An 18,088-nucleotide genomic window follows, 5' to 3' on the forward strand; every position below is an offset into this window, starting at 1 on the left:
CGCTTAGAGCTGCTCTTCGAGATCGAGCTTGCGCAGTTCCCGAATGAAGCCGGGGCGAATGTCGTCGCGCTCGAGCGCATAGACGACATTGGCCGTGAGAAACCCGATCTTGGAACCACAGTCAAAGCTCTTGCCGGCATATTTGACGCCGGTAAAGCTCTGCTGGTGCATCAGGTTCTGCATGGCGTCAGTCAGCTGGATTTCTCCGCCCGCACCCTTGGTCTGCTCGGCGAGCAATGAGAAAATCTCCGGCTGCAGGATATAGCGGCCCGAAATGATGAGATTGGACGGCGCGTCTTCCTTTTTGGGCTTTTCAACCATCTCGGTGAGCTTGAAGCCCGTATCCGGCCCCTCGCCCCGCCCGATAACGCCATAGGAACTGACCTCGTCATGCGGCACTTCCTCGACCGCAATGACATTGCCGCCGGTTTCCTCATAGGCATCCATCATCTGCTTGAGCACACCCGGCTCGCCCTTGAACAGCATATCGGGCAGCAGTAGTGCAAAGGGATTGTCCCCCACGATATCCCTGGCGCACCAGACGGCATGACCAAGCCCCAGCGGTTCCTGCTGACGGGTAAAGCTCGTGCGCCCGGCCGAAGGCAGGTCCTTCTGCAACTCACGCAATGCCTGGCTCTTGCCGCGCACTTCGAGGGTGGTTTCAAGCTCGAACTGGCGGTCGAAATGATCCTCGATGACACCCTTATTGCGGCCGGTGACGAAGACGAAATGTTCGATCCCCGCCTCGCGCGCCTCGTCCACCGCATATTGGATCAGTGGCCGGTCTACGACGGTCAGCATCTCCTTCGGCATTGCCTTGGTGGCGGGCAGGAAACGGGTTCCGAGGCCAGCGACGGGAAAAACGGCAGTGCGGACGCGTTTGGACACGGATTATTCCTTGCTTGGTTATGCGCAACTTAGGCGTAGACCTAAATCGACATGTGTTACATATCGTTTCACAACAAAAGGGCTTTTACGGCGGGAGTACGGCCAATGACGGTTTTGGTCACAGGTGGTGCAGGCTATATCGGCAGTCACATGGTTCTCAATCTGGCCGATGCCGGACAGGACGTGGTTGTCCTCGACAATCTCGTCACCGGCTTCGATTGGGCGATAGATGGCCGGGCCCGGTTCGTCGAGGGCAATGCGGGCGATATCGACTTCGTCGTCAGCCTGATCGAGAAATACGGCATCACCGAAATCATCCATTTCGCCGGTTCGATCGTCGTTCCGGAATCGGTAACCAATCCGCTCAAATACTACGCCAACAATACCGCCACCTCGCGCAACCTCATCGAGGCAGCCGTCAGGGGCGGGGTAAAGCACTTCATCTTCTCCTCGACCGCCGCCGTCTATGGCATGACCGGCCTTGCCCCTGTCGTCGAAGATACCCCGCTCAACCCGATGTCGCCCTATGGCCGCTCAAAACTCATGACCGAGTGGATGCTGGCCGATGTCGCGGCCGCCCATCCCATCACCTTCGGCGTCTTGCGCTATTTCAACGTCGCCGGCGCCGATCCGCAGAAGCGTTCGGGCCAGTCCACCCCGCTTGCCACCCATCTCATCAAGGTCGCCTGCCAGACAGCCCTTGGACAGCGCGAAAAGATGGACATCTTTGGCACCGACTATGAAACGCCCGACGGCACCTGCGTGCGCGACTATATCCACGTCACCGACCTGATCGCTGCCCACGCGCTCCTCCTCAACCATCTGCGCAAGGGCGGAGAAAGCACTACCCTCAATTGCGCCTATGGCCAGGGCTATTCGGTGCGCCAGGTCGTCGAAACGGTCCGCAAAATCTCCGGCGTCAATTTCCGCGCCGATGAAGGCCCCCGCCGCGCCGGCGATCCAGCCTCCATCACGGCCACTGGCCAAAAGGTGCGCGCACTCCTCGGCTGGCAGCCCAAGCATGACGATCTCAACGAAATCGTCGAAACCGCCTATTCCTGGGAACGCCACCTGATGACCCGCAACCGCTGAGGTTTTTTCCCATGCGCCATCTCGTCGTCCTGCTCGTCTTGCTGATGACCGGTCCGGCACTGGCGCAGTCGGATTTTTCCGCGTTTCTCGCGAGCCTCAAAAACGAAGCCGTGGCCTCGGGCGTCAGCGCCTCCTCCTACGACGCGCTGACATCAGGCCTCACGCCCGATCCGCGCGTCCCAAAACTGGTCGAAACCCAGCCCGAATTCACCACTCCGGTCTGGGATTATATCGAAACCCGCGTCAATGCCGGCCGCATCTCCCGTGGCCAGACAGCCCTTGAGCGCAACGCCCCGCTCTTTTCAACCACCGGCCAGCACTTTGGCGTCGATCCCTATCTGCTCGGCGCCATCTGGGGCATCGAAACCGACTATGGCGCCGTCCTCGGCAATGCCGACCTGATCCGTCCCATCGTCCGCTCCCTTGCCACCGTCACCTTCCAGCACCGCACCCGCTATGCCGAGGACAAGGCCGATTTCTTCGCCGCCCTGCGCCTTGCCGAACTCAACGGCGGCACTTCCCCGATTGGCTCATGGGCCGGCGCCATTGGCCACCTGCAGGTCAATCCCACCAATGTCATCGCCCATGGCGCCGACGGCGATGGCGACGGCCGTATCGACCTTCACAATTCCCTCGCCGACGCCCTCGCCACCTCGGCCAAATTCCTGCTCGACCTCGGCTATCAGCCCGGCATGGACTGGGGTTTCGAAGTCGATGTCCCCCAAAACTTCGACTATCTCCTCGCCAGCCGCGACCAACTCCGCCCCCTCAACTTTTTCGCCGAACGCGGCATCACCCGCGTCTCCGGCCGCCCCTTCACCAATCCGAATACGCCGGTCTTCCTCTACGTCCCAACCGGCCATACCGGTCCCAAATTCCTGATGACCGGCAATTATCTGGTCCTGAAAGGCTATAATTTCTCCGATAGCTACGCCATGGCCGTCGCCCACCTGACCGACCGCCTCAAGGGCGGTGGCAGCTATGTCACGCCCTGGCCGCGCAACACTGCCTTCCCCGACCTCGCCCAGCGCCAGTCGATCCAGCAATCCCTCAAAACCCTCGGGCTCTATGACGGCGCCGTCGATGGCCGCCTCGGCCCCATCACCCAGGCGGCCTATGCCCGCTTCCAGGCCGCCCATGGCGAGATCGCCGACGGCTTTATCACCCGCGCCGCGGCAGAGGCATTGTCCAGCGCCACGCGGTAACGCCACGGCGAGCGCATGGTTTTGTTGACCTCTGTCTGCTAGACCGAAAGAACATTTCGGACCGAGCCATGAAGCGTGTTTTTGTTTTCCTGCTGATCGCCCTCTTCGCCACTATCGATGTGGCGCCGGCTTTCGCGCAGGCAGAAACCCGCGTGGAAGTCGCCCAGCAGCAAAAGCGCCGCACCCTGTTCGACGTCCTGTTTGGCGCCGAGCCCCAGCAGGCCCCGCCGCCGGTGCAGCAAACTCAGCCGCGCAAGGCCACCCCCGCCGCCCTGCCGCCACCAAAGCCGCAGGTGGAAAAAGCCGCAGACGCCACGCGCCTCGCCGTTTTCGGCGATTCCCTCGCCGTCGATCTCGCCAAGGCGCTCGAGCGCTTCTACGCCGAAGACCCCAATCTGGTGGTCATCAATCAGGGCGTCGGCTCCTCCGGCTTCGTGCGCGATGATTATTTCGATTGGAACAAGACCATTGGCGAGCAGATCGCCGCCGACAGCTTTGACCTCGCCATTGTTATCATCGGCGTCAACGACCGGCAGGAAATCCGGGTCAATGGCCAGTCCTACAATTCCCTGACCCCACAATGGACGGCCGCTTATCAAGCCCGCCTCAACGACTTCCTCGGCCAACTCCGCGCCGCCCGCAAACCGGTGATCTGGGTCGGCCTGCCGCCTATGTCGAAGACCGAATATTCCGCCGCCATGAGCCAGATCAGCGCCCTCTACAAACTGGCGGCTTTCTCCGGCGGAGCCGAATATCTCGATATCTACGAGCGCTTTCTCGGCGAAGATGGCAAATATTCGTCCCAGGGCCCCGACGTAAACGGCCAGAACGCCCGCATGCGCAAGGATGACGGCATTCACTTCTCAACCGCCGGCGCTGACAAACTGGCTTTCTACATCAGCCAGTCGATCCGCACCTTCTATCGCGGTGGCGGCATCACCGTTGCTGTAGCGGATCCGCTCCTCGGCACCGACGCCGCCGCCATGCTGCGCCCGCCCTATCAGGGCCAGGGCCAGACCCGGCTCCTCGAAGTCGCCGGCGCCGTCGTTCCGATCAGCCGCGCCCCCCAGCGCGCCGCCGATCTGCTCATTGCCGCTCCGCAACCGGCTGCGGACATGGGCTTTTCACTCGAACAGTTGATGGCCGCCCCCATCGGCCGCGCCGACGCGTTTGGCGTGGGCATCAACCCCAGCGAAACCGAGAACGAAGGCCAGGAGTAAGACGTCGTGGTGGATTGCCCGTTCGGTGATTACATCACCGCCCCGACCTGCCACGGCACAAACTCATTATCCCCATAGCCGAGCTTTTCCGACTTGGTCTCTTCGCCCGAAGCAACGCGCAGCATGAGATCGAAAATCTCCTGCCCCTTGGCCTCGATGGAAACGCCTTCGACGATATCGCCGCAATTGATATCCATGTCGTCGGTCATGCGCCCATAAAGCTCGGAATTGGTCGCGAGCTTTATGGAAGGCACCGGCTTGCAGCCATAGGCCGAGCCACGACCTGTGGTGAAGGCCAGGATATTGGCGCCACCAGCCACCTGCCCCGTCGCCGAAACCGGATCAAAGCCGGGCGTATCCATGAACACAAAGCCCTTTTCGGTCACTGGCTCGGCATATTCATAAACCGCCGTCAGCGGCGAGGTGCCGCCCTTGGCCGCCGCCCCCAGTGATTTTTCAAGAATCGTCGTCAGCCCGCCCGCCTTGTTGCCCGGCGAGGGATTGTTGTTCATCTCGCCGCCATTGCGCTGGGTATAATCCTCCCACCACTTGATGCGCTCGATCAACTTTTCGCCCACTTCGCGGTTGACCGCGCGGCGGGTCAGCAGGTGCTCGGCCCCATAAATCTCCGGCGTTTCCGAGAGGATCGCCGTACCGCCATTGCGCACCAGAATGTCGGCGGCAACGCCGAGCGCGGGATTGGCCGTGATGCCCGAATAGCCATCGGACCCACCGCATTGCAGCGCCAGCGTCAATTCCGAAGCCGCAATCGTTTCGCGCCGCGCCCGCGCCGCGATGGGCAGCATTTCCTTGATCTTCTCGACACCCCATTCGATCATCTTGGCGGTGCCGCCGATCTCCTGAATGGTCATGGTGCGGAACGTATCCGTCTCGGTCATGCCATAGGACTGCTTCATCCGCTCGATCTGGAACACTTCGCAGCCGAGGCCCACCAGCAGCGCCGCGCCAAGATTGGGATTGGCTGTATAACCCCACTGCGTACGCCGCAGAATCTGATAGCCCTCGCCCTGGTTGTCCATGGCGCAACCCGTGCCATGAACGAACGGGATAATCCCGTCGATCTCGGGATAATCGTCGAGCACGCCCGAATTATTGATCGCCTGCGCCATGAATTTCGCGACAGTCGCCGAGCAATTCACCGAGGTGAGAATGCCGATATAATTGCGCGTGCCCACCTTGCCGTTCGAACGGCGATAGCCCTGGAACGTCGCCTGGTTTGCACCAGTCAAAAACTCGACCGGAATCGCGCCTTGGGCAAAAGCATAGTCGTGGCTTAGCGTACCGTCTGGCCCACCCATGCCGCAATTGTGCTCATGCACCCAATCGCCAGCCGGAATACCGTCCTTGGCAAAGCCGATGATTTGCCCGAATTTAACGATCGCCTCGCCCGCCGCGATCGGCCGTACCGAAAACTTGTGCCCGCGCGGCACCCGCCGGACGATGGAAACGCCCTGCGCCGTTTCCGTGCCGACATCGAGATTGGCCAGCGCCACTGCGATATTGTCGGCGCTATTGAGCGTCAGGGTCTTGCCTTGCGGGCGGGTCATGGTCTCGGACATCGGCGAATTCCGCGGGGTATGAAGGTCTCAACTCGTGGCTTGTCGCCGTCCCGCATCGCAGTCAGATTGGGGCCATTGCGGTACGGCTGCACACTAACTAACATGTTAGCATGAACAACCATACAAGTTCCTATTCTTTTTTGACACGGCCTGCGACGCTCACGCGCGGCAATGTGACCGCGGAGGTCACCCAGGCCCTGCGTCAGGCCATCGTCACACTGGCCTTGCCGCCCGGCGCAGTGCTCGACAAGACAGCCATCTGCGCCCAGTTCGAAGTGTCGCGCTTCCCGGTCAGCGAAGCCTTTGCCCGGCTTGCCGAAGAAGGCCTCGTCGACATCGCCCCCCAGCGCGGCTCCACCGTATCGCTGGTCAAAATCGCCGATGTCCGCGAATATATGCTGATCCGCAAAGGCCTCGAAAGTGAAGCCCTGCGCGTCCTCATCGGCAAGCACGATGCCGAAGTCATTGAAGCGCTCCACGCCAATATGGCCGACCAGCGCGACGCCGCCGCCCGCGACGATGCCGAAACCTTCCACCAGATCGACGTCGCCTTCCACGACATCATCTTCCGCACCATGCGCATGACCAAGGTCAAGGCGATCATCGACAAGGCCCGCGCCAATCTCGATCGCGCCCGCCGCATGATCATCACCCCGCGCCGCCTTGCCCTCACTATCGCCGAGCACCAGGCCATTCTCGATGGCATTGTCGCCGGTGACACGCCCCAGGCCATCGCCGCCATCCGCGCCCATATCGACGCCGTCATGGTCGAACTCTTCGCCTTCGCCCAAGACAATCCCGGCATCTTTGCCGACGGCGCCGAAACCGTCCTCGACGCCGATTATTTCCCATTCGGCTGAGACGAACAGAACATCTCCGGAGACCAAAAAAATGCTGAAAAATATTCCGCCGCTGCTCGGCCCCGAACTTCTCGCCACCCTGCGGGCCATGGGCCATGGCGACGAGATCGTCATTGCCGACGCAAACTTCCCGGCCGAATTCCTCGGCCCACAGGTCCACCGCGCCGACGGCATTTCCGCCACCGATATTCTCGAAGCCGTCCTGACCGTCATGCCGCTCGATGATTTTGTCGATCAGGCCGCCATCGGCATGGCCGTCGTCGGCGATCCCCATGCCCGTCAGCCCATCTACGACGATTTCCAGCAGATCATTACCCGACACGAACCGGGAATGACCTTTTCGACGGTCGAACGCTTCGCCTTCTATGATCGCGCCAAAAAGGCCGCGGCCGTGATCCAGTCCGGCGAAACCCGGCTCTACGGCAATATCGTGCTCAAGAAGGGCATCATCCGCCCCAAATCGTAAGAAGCGAACGCGCGACACCAAAGTCGCACTCGACAGACTAACATGTTAGCCTCTATCAGCGAGGCAAGATAAGAGGAGCTCTGCCCCATGAAACTGCTTCGCGTCGGCCCCAAAGGGTCGGAAAAGCCCGCCATCATCGCCAAGGACGGTTCGATCCGTGACCTCTCCGGCGTCGTCGCTGACATCGGCGGCTCGACCCTGCTGCCCGAAGGCCTCGCCAGGATCGCCGCCACGGACATCGACCTCTTGCCAAAACTCGACGCCGCCGAACGGATCGGCCCTTGCGTGGCAAACGTGGGAAAATTCATCTGCATCGGCCTCAACTATGCCGACCACGCCGCCGAAACCGGTGCGCCGATCCCGGCCGAGCCGATCATCTTCATGAAGGCCACCAGCGCCATCATCGGCCCCAATGACGATGTGATCATTCCCAAGAATGCCATCAAGCCCGATTGGGAAGTCGAGCTTGCGATCGTCATCGGCAAGGAAGCCCGCTACGTCGAAGAAGCAGATGCCTTCGACCACGTCGCCGGCTATTGCGTCTGCAACGACGTGTCCGAACGCCACTTCCAGAGCGAGCGCGGCGGCACCTGGGACAAGGGCAAGGGCGCCGACACTTTTGGGCCCATCGGCCCCTGGCTCGTCACCAAGGACGAAGTCGCCGATCCCCAAAACCTCTCCATGTGGCTCGAAGTCGACGGTCACCGCTATCAGAACGGCTCCACCAGGACGATGATTTTTGGCGTCGCCAAGATCGTTTCCTATGTCAGCCAGTTCATGAGCCTGCAGCCCGGCGACGTCATAACCACCGGCACCCCGCCCGGCGTCGGCATGGGCATCAAGCCCGAGCCGGTCTGGCTGAAAGCCGGCAATGTCATGCACCTCGGCATCGAAGGCCTCGGCGAGCAGAAGCAGAACGTCAAGGCGTACAGCGCCTAGATAACAGCCTACAGTTGATACGATCGGGGCCTCGGCGATCTCGCCGGGGCCTCTTTCACTTGAGGCGTGGCACCGGCCGCAACTACGTAGTTGTGCGGTTGGTGGTACTGCTTAAAGATAGCGGAACGTCGGGGGGCGTTTCCGTGTCAAAGCTTGTCATCTTCACCAGTCTGGACAGACCGCTGCTTAATGGTGGCTCCGAGGCGTTCCCGTGTGGTCCAAACACCGCACCGGACTTTGAGGCGCGGCTTGGCGCGCAGGTCATAGTCGCCTCTATTCTTCCGGCTGAACAAGGCTATGTGGCGCTCGGCACCCTCAATGGCCTGCGAACGGATGACGCCGGCAACACCCTTGTCGACATCGCCGACCTCCGTCTCTTCCCTGAACCCGTGATGTTCGTCGAGAACGCACCCAGCCGCGATGGCATCCATGATCTATCCGAACCCCTGTTCGACCAGATCATTGCGCGGGCCCTCGGCCACGCCGAGATCGACGATGCCCCGGCCAGCGACGACTTTGTTGTCGCCATTTATCAATTCACCAGCCAGTTGGCGCGCCAGCAGCAGAAGCGCTGTAGCTTCTCCGACGTTACAACCGAGATTGGTGTCGCCTGCGTCATCCGCCCGCTCCATAAGGGCGGCGCCTTACACGTCAGCAATTTCCTGTTCCTCGACCCCGAGCCCGGGGTCCTGTTCGAGCACTTCGCCTGGACGGTGGGGCCGCAATTCGAGATCATTGTCGATATGCATGCGGTCCGTCCCGATATTGCCGACACGGTCAATCGCACCGGCATGCTAGCGCTCAGGGACGCCATTGCAGCCTGGCCCGATCGCGAGGCGCTGGCCTGGCACCGAGAACAGTTTTTTGCGCGATTTGAGGCCAAGGGCCAGCCATAGCGCGCTAGCTCGGGTGTGTGGGGATTCATGTCAGGGCGAGGCGAAAACGGTGGTTTTCGAGAAGTGATGAGCACCTTGGCAAAGGTCCAGTGGACCTTTGCCGCGAAGAACGCCCGGAGAGCTACGCTCGCAGGGCTATGCGCAGCGTACGTTCGGTACGTGAGGACCGGAAGCCCAGAAAACCGGCGTTTGCAGCCCGTCATCACGCGAATACCACACACCCTAGTCCGCCAGCAGATACGTCGCCACAGCCCTGCGATCATCCTCGGTCCAGAACGAGGTCGAATCCTTGATGACCTCGCCCATCGGTCCGCCCAAGACGTCAAAGCCCGGGGTAAACCCATCCTGGAGCGTCTGCGCCAGGGTTGCCACGTCATAGCCCTCCGCCACCAGTGCTTCACGCGTCAGCGCCGGCGCGCGGCCACCCGTACCGCCGGGCGACCCGGCAAAGGCCTGATCCCATTCAAGCGCCCCCAGCCCATTGCGCGGGGTATGGCAGGCAACACAATGGGCGGGTCCCATGGCGAGATATTTTCCGCGATTATAGACCGCGTCCTTGCCTGCCTCCGGTTCGAAACGGCGCGGGGCAAAGAACAGGTTCTTCCAGCCCGCCATGATCAGACGCATATTGAACGGAAACGGCACCGAACTCTCCGCCGCCGGCGCCGGGTCAGGCTTGGTTTTCATCAGCGCCGCGTAGAGATCGACGACATCCTGGTCGCTCATCAGCGCATAGTTTTCATAGGGAAAGGCCGGGTAGAGATGCCCCTGCGGTCCCATGCCGTTGCTGAGCGCGTCCGAAAACTGCTCCAACGTCCAGGCCCCGATCCCGGCATTTCGGTCCGAGGTAATATTGGGCGGCACAAAAGTACCGAAAGCGGTTTTGAGCCCCGCCCCACCGCCCAGTTCAATCCCCCCGGCCGCCGCATCCGTGTGGCAGGCAACGCAGCCGGCGAGCCGCATGACATAGTCGCCGCGTGTCGCGTCCCCCACCATAGTCAGGTCCCGCTCCGGCCCCGCCACGGGCTTGAGGAAATAGACCGCCGTCGCCACACCGGCCACCGCGACAACGGCAAGACCCACCCAACGCTTCTTCATGACTGTTCCCCGGCTAGTCGGCGCGATCACACCAGAGCCCGCGGCAAACCGCAATGTCAGGCACGGTCAACTGCTTGCGAGGACGGCATCCACCTGAGCGCGCGTCGGCGGCTTGCAGCCCTTTTCCGCACAGTTGAGCCCGGCCACCACGGCGCCGAAGCGCAGCGTCGTTTTGAGCGCTGCCGCGTCGAGCATGCCCAGTTTCCCCAGCTTCAATGCGCCAGTTTCGTTGAGCCAGGTGAGTATCCCCGCCATCAGGCTATCGCCCGCGCCCACCGTATCGCCAAACACGGGCGGCGTATAAATGCCCGCCTGGGCGCTGGCGACGTTGGAAAAAGCGCGCGAGCCATGCTCGCCGAGGGTAACAACCACCAGTTCGCAATTGGGCCGGTCGAGCAGGAGCCGTGCATGCTCTTCGATGCTCACGCCCGGCTCGAGCCATTCGTGGTCTTCTTCGGAAAGCTTGATGATATGGGCGAGATCGAGGAAGGTTTCGAGGCGCTGGCGATAGCCGTCCTCGTCGTCCACCTTGCGCACATTGATATCAAACGAGATCGTCGCGCCGCGCCCGATAGCGGCCTTCACCACCGGCAGCCATTTTTCCGCATCCTCTTCCAGCATCGGGGCAAAACCTCCGATCTGGTAGAGCTCGATCGATTGCGGCAGCGCTGCGAGCAGGCCTTCGCGCGTAAAGGCGCGATCGGCGCCGCGCTCGAACACATAGCTTGCCTGCATCTTGGCGTTAAAGGTGATCACCGCCTTCGTGGTCGCCTCCGCCACGCGCTCTTTGAGCAGGACTTCGACCCCGGCCTCGGCCAGTGGCTTGAGCAGCAGGTCGCCATATTCGTCCTGGCTGATCGGGCACAGAAAGCCGGTTGCGTTGCCGAGCTTGGCCAGCGCAATCGCGCAGTTGAAGGGCGATCCGCCCGGCAAAGCCAACCGCTCGGCTCCCGGTACCGCCGACACAGGCACCAGATCCACCAGGCTCTCCCCACCGACGACGAACATGCGCTTCTCCTTTTTGGGCCGTTGCAGCGTCATACCATTCGGGCAAGAAAAGTCACCAGCACCGCGGGGCTTTACGAAAAAGCGCGCCAGTATGGCGTTGACCTCATTTCTGGATGATGTTCAATCGCAGGCAGATCGCTTGTCAGGGTTCTTGAGAAACCCGGCAGCGTCATACAAGAGGGAGGATATCGCGGTGCAAGGGCTCGCCGTGCTCGTCCGGGGCATCAGCGCCATTAATTGGCTGGTCGGACAAATTCTGAGCTGGCTGGCGCTTGCCTGCGTGCTCATCTGCTTCACCGTGGTGGTGCAGCGCTATTTCTTTCATGTTTCGGTCCTGTGGATGCAGGATCTTTACGTCTGGGTCGGCGGCGCCATGTTTACAGGGGTGGCGGGCTTTGCGCTGCTGCGCGATGACCATGTGCGGGTCGATATCTTCTACCGCCCCGCCTCCATCCGCAAAAAGGCGATGGCCGACCTCTTCGGCGTCGTCGTCTTCCTTCTGCCCTTCATGTATGTCGTCATCCAATATTGCTGGACAGCCGTCGCCCGCTCCTGGAGCTATTCGGAAGGCTCGGCAAATATCGGCGGCATGCCGGGTCTCTTCGTCCTCAAGAGCTTCATCATCGTCTTTGCCGTTCTGATCGGCCTTCAGGGCATTGCCATGGCGCTGCGGTCCATCCTCGTCCTAGCGGACAAGGAAGACCTCCTGCCCCCCGACCTCCGCTACAAGATCGATGCCCCCAAGGAAGCCCATTGATGGATCCCGTTCTTATCGGCGAAATTCTCGCCGCCCTCATGTTCCTGGGCGTCATCGGCGTCCTCATGCTCGGTTTCCCGGTCGCCTTTTCTCTCGCCGGCACCGCCCTGCTCTTTGGTCTCGTCGGCTGGTGGCTCGGGGTCTATGACCCTTCGAATTACGGCTCGCTGGCCGGCCGCTATATCGGCCTCATGACCAACGAGGTGCTCGTCGCAGTGCCGCTCTTTGTGTTCATGGGCGTCATGCTCGAGCGCTCCGGCATTGCCGAGCAATTGCTCCTCACCATGGGCAAGCTGTTCGGCAATCTACGCGGGGGCCTCGGCCTTTCGGTCATTCTGGTCGGGGCGCTCCTCGCAGCCTCGACCGGCGTCGTCGGTGCCACTGTCGTCACCATGGGCCTGATCTCCCTGCCCGCCATGTTGCGCGCCGGCTACGATCCCAAGCTGGCAACGGGCGTCATCTGCGCCTCAGGCACGCTGGGGCAGATCATTCCGCCCTCGACGGTCCTGATCTTCATGGGCGATATGCTTTCGGGGATCAACGCCCAGGTGCAGATGGAAAAGGGCAACTTTGCGCCCGAGCCTGTTTCGGTGGGTGCCCTCTTTGCCGGCGCCATCATCCCCGGCCTGCTGCTTGTCTGCCTCTATGCGGCCTTCATGATCTTCAAGGCCATCACCGATCCCAAATCCTGCCCGGCAACCCCGGTGCCGGAAGCGGAAAAGGCCAATCTCGGTCGCGAAATCGTCACCGCGCTATTGCCACCGCTCCTCCTGATCATTGCCGTCCTCGGCTCGATCCTTGGCGGCATCGCCACCCCCACAGAAGCCGCGTCCGTGGGTTCTGTCGGCGCCATCCTCCTCGCGCTACTGCGTGGCAGGCTCAATTTCGGCATTCTCAAGCAGGTTGTCGTCTCCGCCGCCACCATCACCTCGATGGTGTTTATCATCCTCTTCGGCGCGGCGGTGTTTTCGGTCGTCTTCCGCATGATGGGCGGCGACAACCTCGTGCACGAGTTCCTCTCATCCATGCCCGGGGGCGCGGTCGGCGCCATCATCATCGTCATGCTGGTGATGTTCCTGCTCGGCTTCATCCTCGACACGTTCGAGATCATCTTCATCGTCATCCCGATCACCGCCCCGGTGCTGCTGGCGCTCGATGTCAACCCGATCTGGCTGGGCGTCATGGTTGGGGTCAATCTCCAGACCAGCTTCTTGACCCCGCCCTTCGGCTTCGCGCTCTTTTATCTGCGCGGCGTTGCCCCCTCCTGGGTCAGCACCGGCATGATCTACAAGGGCGTCATCCCCTTCGTGCTCCTGCAGATCGTTGCGCTCTTCATCCTGTTCATGTTCCCGCAACTCATAACCTGGCTGCCGGACATGTTGTACTAGGCGGCAACGCCACTCCCAAAAACAAAAAGCCCGGGCAATTGCCCGGGCTTTTCTTTAGCCGCTGAAGGCTGCCTATTCGTACTTGATGTATTTTTCGCGGGCCGACAGATAGGGCATGTCCGTGCCCTCGGTGCGCTGGCGCAGAAGGTTGAAGGAGGTGACAAAGCTTTCGGCCACTTCCTTGGTCAGGGCATCGCCACCGTCGCGGATTTCCGCAATCAGCTCCATCGATGCCTTGGCGCCGGCCTCAAGGATTTCATCGGGGAAGCGGCGAACCTGAACCCCATGCTCGGACACGAGCGCATTGAGGGCGCGTGGATCATTCGCATACATGTCCGAAGCGACGTCGTCATAGGAGGCCTGGGCGCAGACCCGGACGATTTCCTGCAGGTCTTCCGGCAGAGCCTGATACTTGGCCTTGTCGACGACGATTTCGGTAGCCAGGCCCGGCTCGACGAAGCTGGGGAAATAGTAATTCTTGGCGATCTGATAGAAGCCAAGCGCGAGGTCGTTGTAGGGGCCGACGAATTCGGCCGCATCGAGCGTACCCGATTGCAGCGCGGCAAAAATTTCGCCGGCAGCAAGATTGGTCACCGAAGCGCCAAGCTTGCCCCAGACCTGTCCGCCAAGGCCCGGCGTGCGGAAGCGCAGCCCCTGGATATCGGAAAGCCCGGTGAGTTCATTGCGGAACCAGCCGCCCGCCTGGGTGCCGGTATCGCCCGAGAGAAAACCCTGCAGACCGAACTGATCGTAGATCTTGTCCCACAATTCCTGGCCGCCGAGATAACGCACCCAGGCCGTCAATTCGCGGCTGGTCATGCCGAAGGGCACACCGGTGAAGAACGACAGCCCCTGGCTCTTGTTCTGCCAATAATAGGGCGTGCCATGGCTCATTTCCGCCGAGCCGTCGATCACGGCATCGAGCGCCTGCAGGCCCGGCACCATTTCACCCGCAGCAAAGACCTGCACGGTCAATCGACCGCCCGAAGCCTTGGTGATGCGGTCGGCAAGGTTCTGCGCACCCACGCCCAGGCCCGGAAAGTTCTTGGGCCATGTCGTCACCATACGCCAGGTGATCTTGTCTTGGGCTATAGCCGGCGCGGCAAGCGTCGTTGCGGCCGCCGCACCAATCGTGGCGACAGACGCCTGCTTGAAAAATTCACGTCTCTTCATGCTTTCCTCCCAAAGGGGCGCCTCTCCCAAGGCCCCGGCACTGCTTCGTCTTTGCGAATGCAGCGCAGGGCGGTAGAAAAGCAATCCACATCAAGACTGTCCAGCATCTTGTTGGGGCTCTGCAAAAAAGTGTGGCTCAGGCCCGCCGTGCCACCAGATCAATCTCGACCAGCGCACCCACCGCCAGCGCCGTTACGCCCACGGTCGTGCGCGCCGGCAATTTGCCCGCCTCGAAAAAGCTCGGCCACAGCGCGTTGAGCGCCGCGTAATCGCGCTCGAACGCGGTGAGATAAATCCGCGCCATGGTCACATCGGCAAGGGTCAGTCCAACCCCGCCCAGAACCACCTTGAGGTTGTCGATCACTTGCCGCGTCTGCGCCTCGATTCCCTCCGGCAAAGGCGCATCGGGCGCTTTGGGATCGGTCGGCATCTGCCCGGTCACAAAGACAAAGCCCCCCGCCTCCACCGCATGACTGAAAGGCGCCACCGGCCGCGGGCCGGAAGAAATCATGTGGTGGAGAAGGTCGTTCATGTCATCGCGTCCTGATCGGATTTAGCTCGGCTCAATACCGATAGCCTTCGGCATCTTCGGAGAGATAGTCCTGCAACTTCCCCCAGGGAATACGGGCCGTGGGCGCACCATAGGCGTAGTAGGACACCTCATAGGGCTGGAACTGCACGATCAGCGAATAGGGGTCCGACAGGTCCCAGCGATCCGGATCGGTCACCGCGCCGGCGATATATTGGGTGTCATCGAGCATCAGTTCGTCGCCATGCTCGGCCCTCAGCGCTTCGACGGCGAGGTCCAGAAGCGCAGTTTTCCAGCGCTTGCCGGCAAAAATGTCTTCGGCCACCAGCGGCCGGTTCTCGTCGAGACGATAGTGCAGATAATCCACCGTCCAGTTGCCATGCGCGGCGCCATGGCCATACCAATAGGTATTCACATCGAGCGTGACGCTGTTGTAATTGGCGTCTTTCACCCGGATCGAATTGAGCGAGTCGCTCGAGCCGTCCGTCTGCACATCGTCGATCGCGCCCTCCTCGCCAAAACTGCCGGAAAGCGCGACCGCCTGCTCTTCGATATAGGCATTGAACGCCTTGGCCGAAGCATCCTCGGCATCGAGCTGCACATAGCTTAGTTCGTGGGTAGCCACGGCCCAATAGGAATCCGGGCTTTCCGCATCAGGATCAGGCAGGGCCGAATATTGCGCCCGCGGATAAAACCGCTTGCCACCCATCATGCGGCTCGTTTCGAGCACGACGCTGCGGCTGTTGAAGAGGGTGACAAGGCAACGCGTACGATCCTCATCATAGCTGCCTGTCGTCATCGGCTTGGCATCGGGTGCGCAGGCGCGCCGCGCATAGTCGAGCCAGGTCCGCTGATCGCCACGCACGGCCGCCAGCGCCGCCTCCGACAGCCCGCCGACTGCCGTCTGATAGGTTTTCGCCAGCCGGTCATCCGCCATCGACAGCGCGGTGTCGTCGCAAATAGCGTGCTCGAACGGCGTCGCGGCCTTGGCGCAATCAAAGCTCGCTGCCGCAGCGGGCAGGCTCATGCCCGTCAACATGACGAGCGCGAGGAGGAAGACGTGACGAAACATTTCTCATCCTTCAGAAAACGGCACTGCCCCGATACGCCCCAATCAAGGCGCCGGCGTCAAGTCTGCAATCATCGCGGATCAGGCAACGTGCCGGCGGGGATCGGGCCGCATGTCCTTGTCAAAGACCACCACCCGGCCCCGCCCCGCCTGCTTGGCGGTGTAGAGCGCGGCATCGGCCATGTCGGTCGCCACTTCAAGCTTGTCCCCACCCTCGGCAAGGCATGCCCCGATGCTCAGCGACACGGTGATCGAGCGGCCGGGTGCCGTGGCGATAGGCTCGCCGATCGCGGCGCGCATGATGTCATGGGCGCGGGTGCGCAGGGCCGCAGGCCCGCATTCGGGCAAGAGCACGATGAACTCATCCCCGCCCCAGCGCGCCGAAACGCCTTCGGCGCCGATGGTTTCCTCTATCCGCCGCGCGACGGCAATGATGACAAGATCGCCGGCCGCGTGACCATGGCTGTCATTGACCTGCTTGAAATGGTCGACATCGATAAGAAGAATGCCATAAGCAGCCCCATTGGCCGCCAGATCGCCATGGGCCAGGGCAAAGCCGCGGCGATTGAGAATGCCCGATTGTCCATCGCGGAAGGCCAGACTCTCAAGTTCCTGCGTGCGCTCGCGCACCCGCGCTTCAAGGAGCCGCGTATGGTCGTCGACCCGCGCCGCCATCTGCGTCAGGGCTGAGGACAGCCGCCCGATTTCATCCTGCCGCCCGGCACCCATGCTCAGGGCCGGTCCGTAGTCCCCCGCCCGCGCCTTGCGCACCACATGCTCGAGCCTCGTCAGCCGGTCGAGTACCTGGTTCCTGAACATCAGCATCAGCACCGCCGCGACCACCACCATCATGGTCGCCAGCAGCAAGCCGATGGGCACGAAGAGCCGCCGGTCGATGATGGTATCGACATCCATGAAGGTAACATTGTACCAGCCGAGCTTGTCGAGATAGCCAATGCCGACCAGCGTCTCTTTGCCATTGACCGTCACGAAGGCGGAATCGGCGAGCATGCCGCCCTCAGTCACGTCACTGAACAGCCGGCGCAGCGTTGCCGCGTCGCCTGAGCCCGTGACGAGCGAATACACCGAACGTTTGCTGTCGACCCCATCGGCGAAATTCGCCAGGCTCACCAGCGCCTCATCCCGATGCGCCTGGATCATGCCCTGCCGGTCGACGAACATGGAAGTGACGCCCCGTTGGGGCACATTGACGACTTCCTGGATGAAAGAACTCAGATCGATCCCGGTCCCCAAAAGCCCCAGAACCTCGCGCCCCTCGCGGATCACGCAGTTCATCCAGACCTTCGTCACCTTGAGATTGGCGTCATTGTTGACGTTGAGATGGCAACCCTCGCCCAGCGCCAGCGTCGAATAATACCAGGCGTCATCCGCCTTGTCGGGGCTCAGCGCATAGCGGAACTGGTTGCCCGCATAGGCATTGGAGCTGTCGTTGAAATAGTAATTGCCCGAAGCCGCCACGACGAAAAAGTAGGACCCGTCGGCAAAGTAGCGCCGATAATGCTCCAGTTCGGCGAACCCGCGCGCGCGGCGTTCGGGATTGGTCTCGTCCTGCGCCCAGTCGCGGATCGCCTGGCTGCCCGCCAGCGCTTCGGCCAGCGAAACCTCCCGCACCAGCGTGCCGAGTCCGCGATGCCGGTCATAGAGCACCTGCTTTTCGGCAAATAGCGTCCCCAACTGCACGACGGTCGAATTGACCACCCACTGAAAGGCGAAAAAAGCCGGCACGGCGACGCTGGCAAAACCGAGCAGCACCAGCAGCAGCACGCGGGTGCGCAAACTGTCGGTGAAGAGGCGAAGGAGCGACATATGCGGCGACCCATGACGGCAGAAGGGCAGAGGCCCACCCCGGACACTATCCGGGCGCGGGCTCTAGACTTCGTTAATAGGCCAAGAGGGCAG

The 18,088-nt window shown here is 61.7% G+C and carries 17 protein-coding genes; 9 read left to right on the forward strand and 8 right to left on the reverse strand.

Annotated elements, in window-relative coordinates; all coding sequences use genetic code 11:
* Positions 1-3: 3 nt before the first annotated feature.
* Positions 4-888, reverse strand: coding sequence for a UTP--glucose-1-phosphate uridylyltransferase GalU (galU, locus tag ASD83_RS14960; RefSeq protein WP_056312172.1), 885 nt, complete (start codon positions 886-888; stop codon positions 4-6).
* Positions 889-993: 105 nt separating this feature from the next.
* Here galU and galE point away from each other — a divergent pair, with 105 nt between their 5' ends.
* The 3 genes from galE to ASD83_RS14975 all read left to right on the forward strand — a co-directional run bounded on the left by galE (position 994) and on the right by ASD83_RS14975 (position 4,405).
* On the forward strand, positions 994-1,980 hold the full coding sequence (gene galE, locus ASD83_RS14965; RefSeq protein WP_056312174.1) for a UDP-glucose 4-epimerase GalE: 987 nt from the start codon (positions 994-996) through the stop codon (positions 1,978-1,980).
* An 11-nt stretch (positions 1,981-1,991) separates the two neighbouring features.
* On the forward strand, positions 1,992-3,185 hold the full coding sequence (locus tag ASD83_RS14970; RefSeq protein WP_056312176.1) for a lytic murein transglycosylase: 1,194 nt from the start codon (positions 1,992-1,994) through the stop codon (positions 3,183-3,185).
* A gap of 68 nt (positions 3,186-3,253) precedes the next feature.
* Positions 3,254-4,405, forward strand: a complete 1,152-nt coding sequence (locus tag ASD83_RS14975; RefSeq protein WP_056312178.1) for a DUF459 domain-containing protein — start codon at positions 3,254-3,256, stop codon at positions 4,403-4,405.
* A 29-nt stretch (positions 4,406-4,434) separates the two neighbouring features.
* On the opposite strand, the gene ASD83_RS14980 is transcribed toward ASD83_RS14975, so the two are convergent.
* Positions 4,435-5,985, reverse strand: coding sequence for a UxaA family hydrolase (locus ASD83_RS14980; RefSeq protein WP_413813498.1), 1,551 nt, complete (start codon positions 5,983-5,985; stop codon positions 4,435-4,437).
* 173 nt (positions 5,986-6,158) lie between these two features.
* On the opposite strand from ASD83_RS14980, the gene ASD83_RS14985 reads away from it, so the two are divergent.
* The 4 genes from ASD83_RS14985 (at position 6,159) to ASD83_RS15000 (ending at position 9,146) form a co-directional block, all read left to right on the forward strand.
* The gene (locus ASD83_RS14985; RefSeq protein WP_162249175.1) at positions 6,159-6,845 is read left to right on the forward strand and encodes a GntR family transcriptional regulator; all 687 of its coding nucleotides are present in this window, start codon (positions 6,159-6,161) and stop codon (positions 6,843-6,845) included.
* Between the two features lie 31 nt (positions 6,846-6,876).
* Entirely contained in the window at positions 6,877-7,311 is a 435-nt protein-coding gene (locus tag ASD83_RS14990; RefSeq protein ID WP_056312183.1) for an RbsD/FucU family protein, read from the forward strand.
* 87 nt (positions 7,312-7,398) lie between these two features.
* Positions 7,399-8,250 carry a fumarylacetoacetate hydrolase family protein gene (locus ASD83_RS14995; protein ID WP_056312185.1) on the forward strand — a complete coding sequence of 284 codons (852 nt, stop codon included), beginning with the start codon at positions 7,399-7,401 and terminating at the stop codon, positions 8,248-8,250.
* A gap of 143 nt (positions 8,251-8,393) precedes the next feature.
* The gene (locus ASD83_RS15000) at positions 8,394-9,146 is read left to right on the forward strand and encodes a hypothetical protein (RefSeq protein WP_156385975.1); all 753 of its coding nucleotides are present in this window, start codon (positions 8,394-8,396) and stop codon (positions 9,144-9,146) included.
* A gap of 222 nt (positions 9,147-9,368) precedes the next feature.
* Here the strand turns inward: ASD83_RS15000 and ASD83_RS15005 are convergent, their stop codons facing one another.
* Both ASD83_RS15005 and ASD83_RS15010 read right to left on the reverse strand, forming a co-directional pair.
* Positions 9,369-10,244: a c-type cytochrome gene (locus ASD83_RS15005; RefSeq protein WP_056312188.1), complete on the reverse strand. Its 876-nt coding sequence runs from the start codon at positions 10,242-10,244 to the stop codon at positions 9,369-9,371.
* Between the two features lie 66 nt (positions 10,245-10,310).
* Positions 10,311-11,252, reverse strand: a complete 942-nt coding sequence (locus ASD83_RS15010) for a carbohydrate kinase family protein (RefSeq protein ID WP_162249176.1) — start codon at positions 11,250-11,252, stop codon at positions 10,311-10,313.
* Positions 11,253-11,445: 193 nt separating this feature from the next.
* Here ASD83_RS15010 and ASD83_RS15015 point away from each other — a divergent pair, with 193 nt between their 5' ends.
* Both ASD83_RS15015 and ASD83_RS15020 read left to right on the forward strand, forming a co-directional pair.
* Entirely contained in the window at positions 11,446-12,009 is a 564-nt protein-coding gene (locus ASD83_RS15015; protein ID WP_056312193.1) for a TRAP transporter small permease subunit, read from the forward strand.
* On the forward strand, positions 12,009-13,397 hold the full coding sequence (locus ASD83_RS15020) for a TRAP transporter large permease (RefSeq protein ID WP_056312196.1): 1,389 nt from the start codon (positions 12,009-12,011) through the stop codon (positions 13,395-13,397). Before ASD83_RS15015 ends, ASD83_RS15020 begins: the two co-directional genes overlap by 1 nt.
* Before the next feature lie 72 nt (positions 13,398-13,469).
* Here the strand turns inward: ASD83_RS15020 and ASD83_RS15025 are convergent, their stop codons facing one another.
* The 4 genes from ASD83_RS15025 to ASD83_RS15040 all read right to left on the reverse strand — a co-directional run bounded on the left by ASD83_RS15025 (position 13,470) and on the right by ASD83_RS15040 (position 17,995).
* Positions 13,470-14,570 carry a TRAP transporter substrate-binding protein gene (locus ASD83_RS15025; protein WP_056312198.1) on the reverse strand — a complete coding sequence of 367 codons (1,101 nt, stop codon included), beginning with the start codon at positions 14,568-14,570 and terminating at the stop codon, positions 13,470-13,472.
* 136 nt (positions 14,571-14,706) lie between these two features.
* Positions 14,707-15,081, reverse strand: coding sequence for a RidA family protein (locus tag ASD83_RS15030; RefSeq protein WP_056312488.1), 375 nt, complete (start codon positions 15,079-15,081; stop codon positions 14,707-14,709).
* A 52-nt stretch (positions 15,082-15,133) separates the two neighbouring features.
* Positions 15,134-16,171 carry a DUF3298 domain-containing protein gene (locus tag ASD83_RS15035; RefSeq protein WP_056312200.1) on the reverse strand — a complete coding sequence of 346 codons (1,038 nt, stop codon included), beginning with the start codon at positions 16,169-16,171 and terminating at the stop codon, positions 15,134-15,136.
* A 78-nt stretch (positions 16,172-16,249) separates the two neighbouring features.
* Positions 16,250-17,995, reverse strand: a complete 1,746-nt coding sequence (locus ASD83_RS15040; RefSeq protein ID WP_056312201.1) for a diguanylate cyclase — start codon at positions 17,993-17,995, stop codon at positions 16,250-16,252.
* Positions 17,996-18,088: the final 93 nt, after the last annotated feature.

It is taken from the genome of Devosia sp. Root685 (genome assembly GCF_001427875.1).
Classification (GTDB): domain Bacteria; phylum Pseudomonadota; class Alphaproteobacteria; order Rhizobiales; family Devosiaceae; genus Devosia.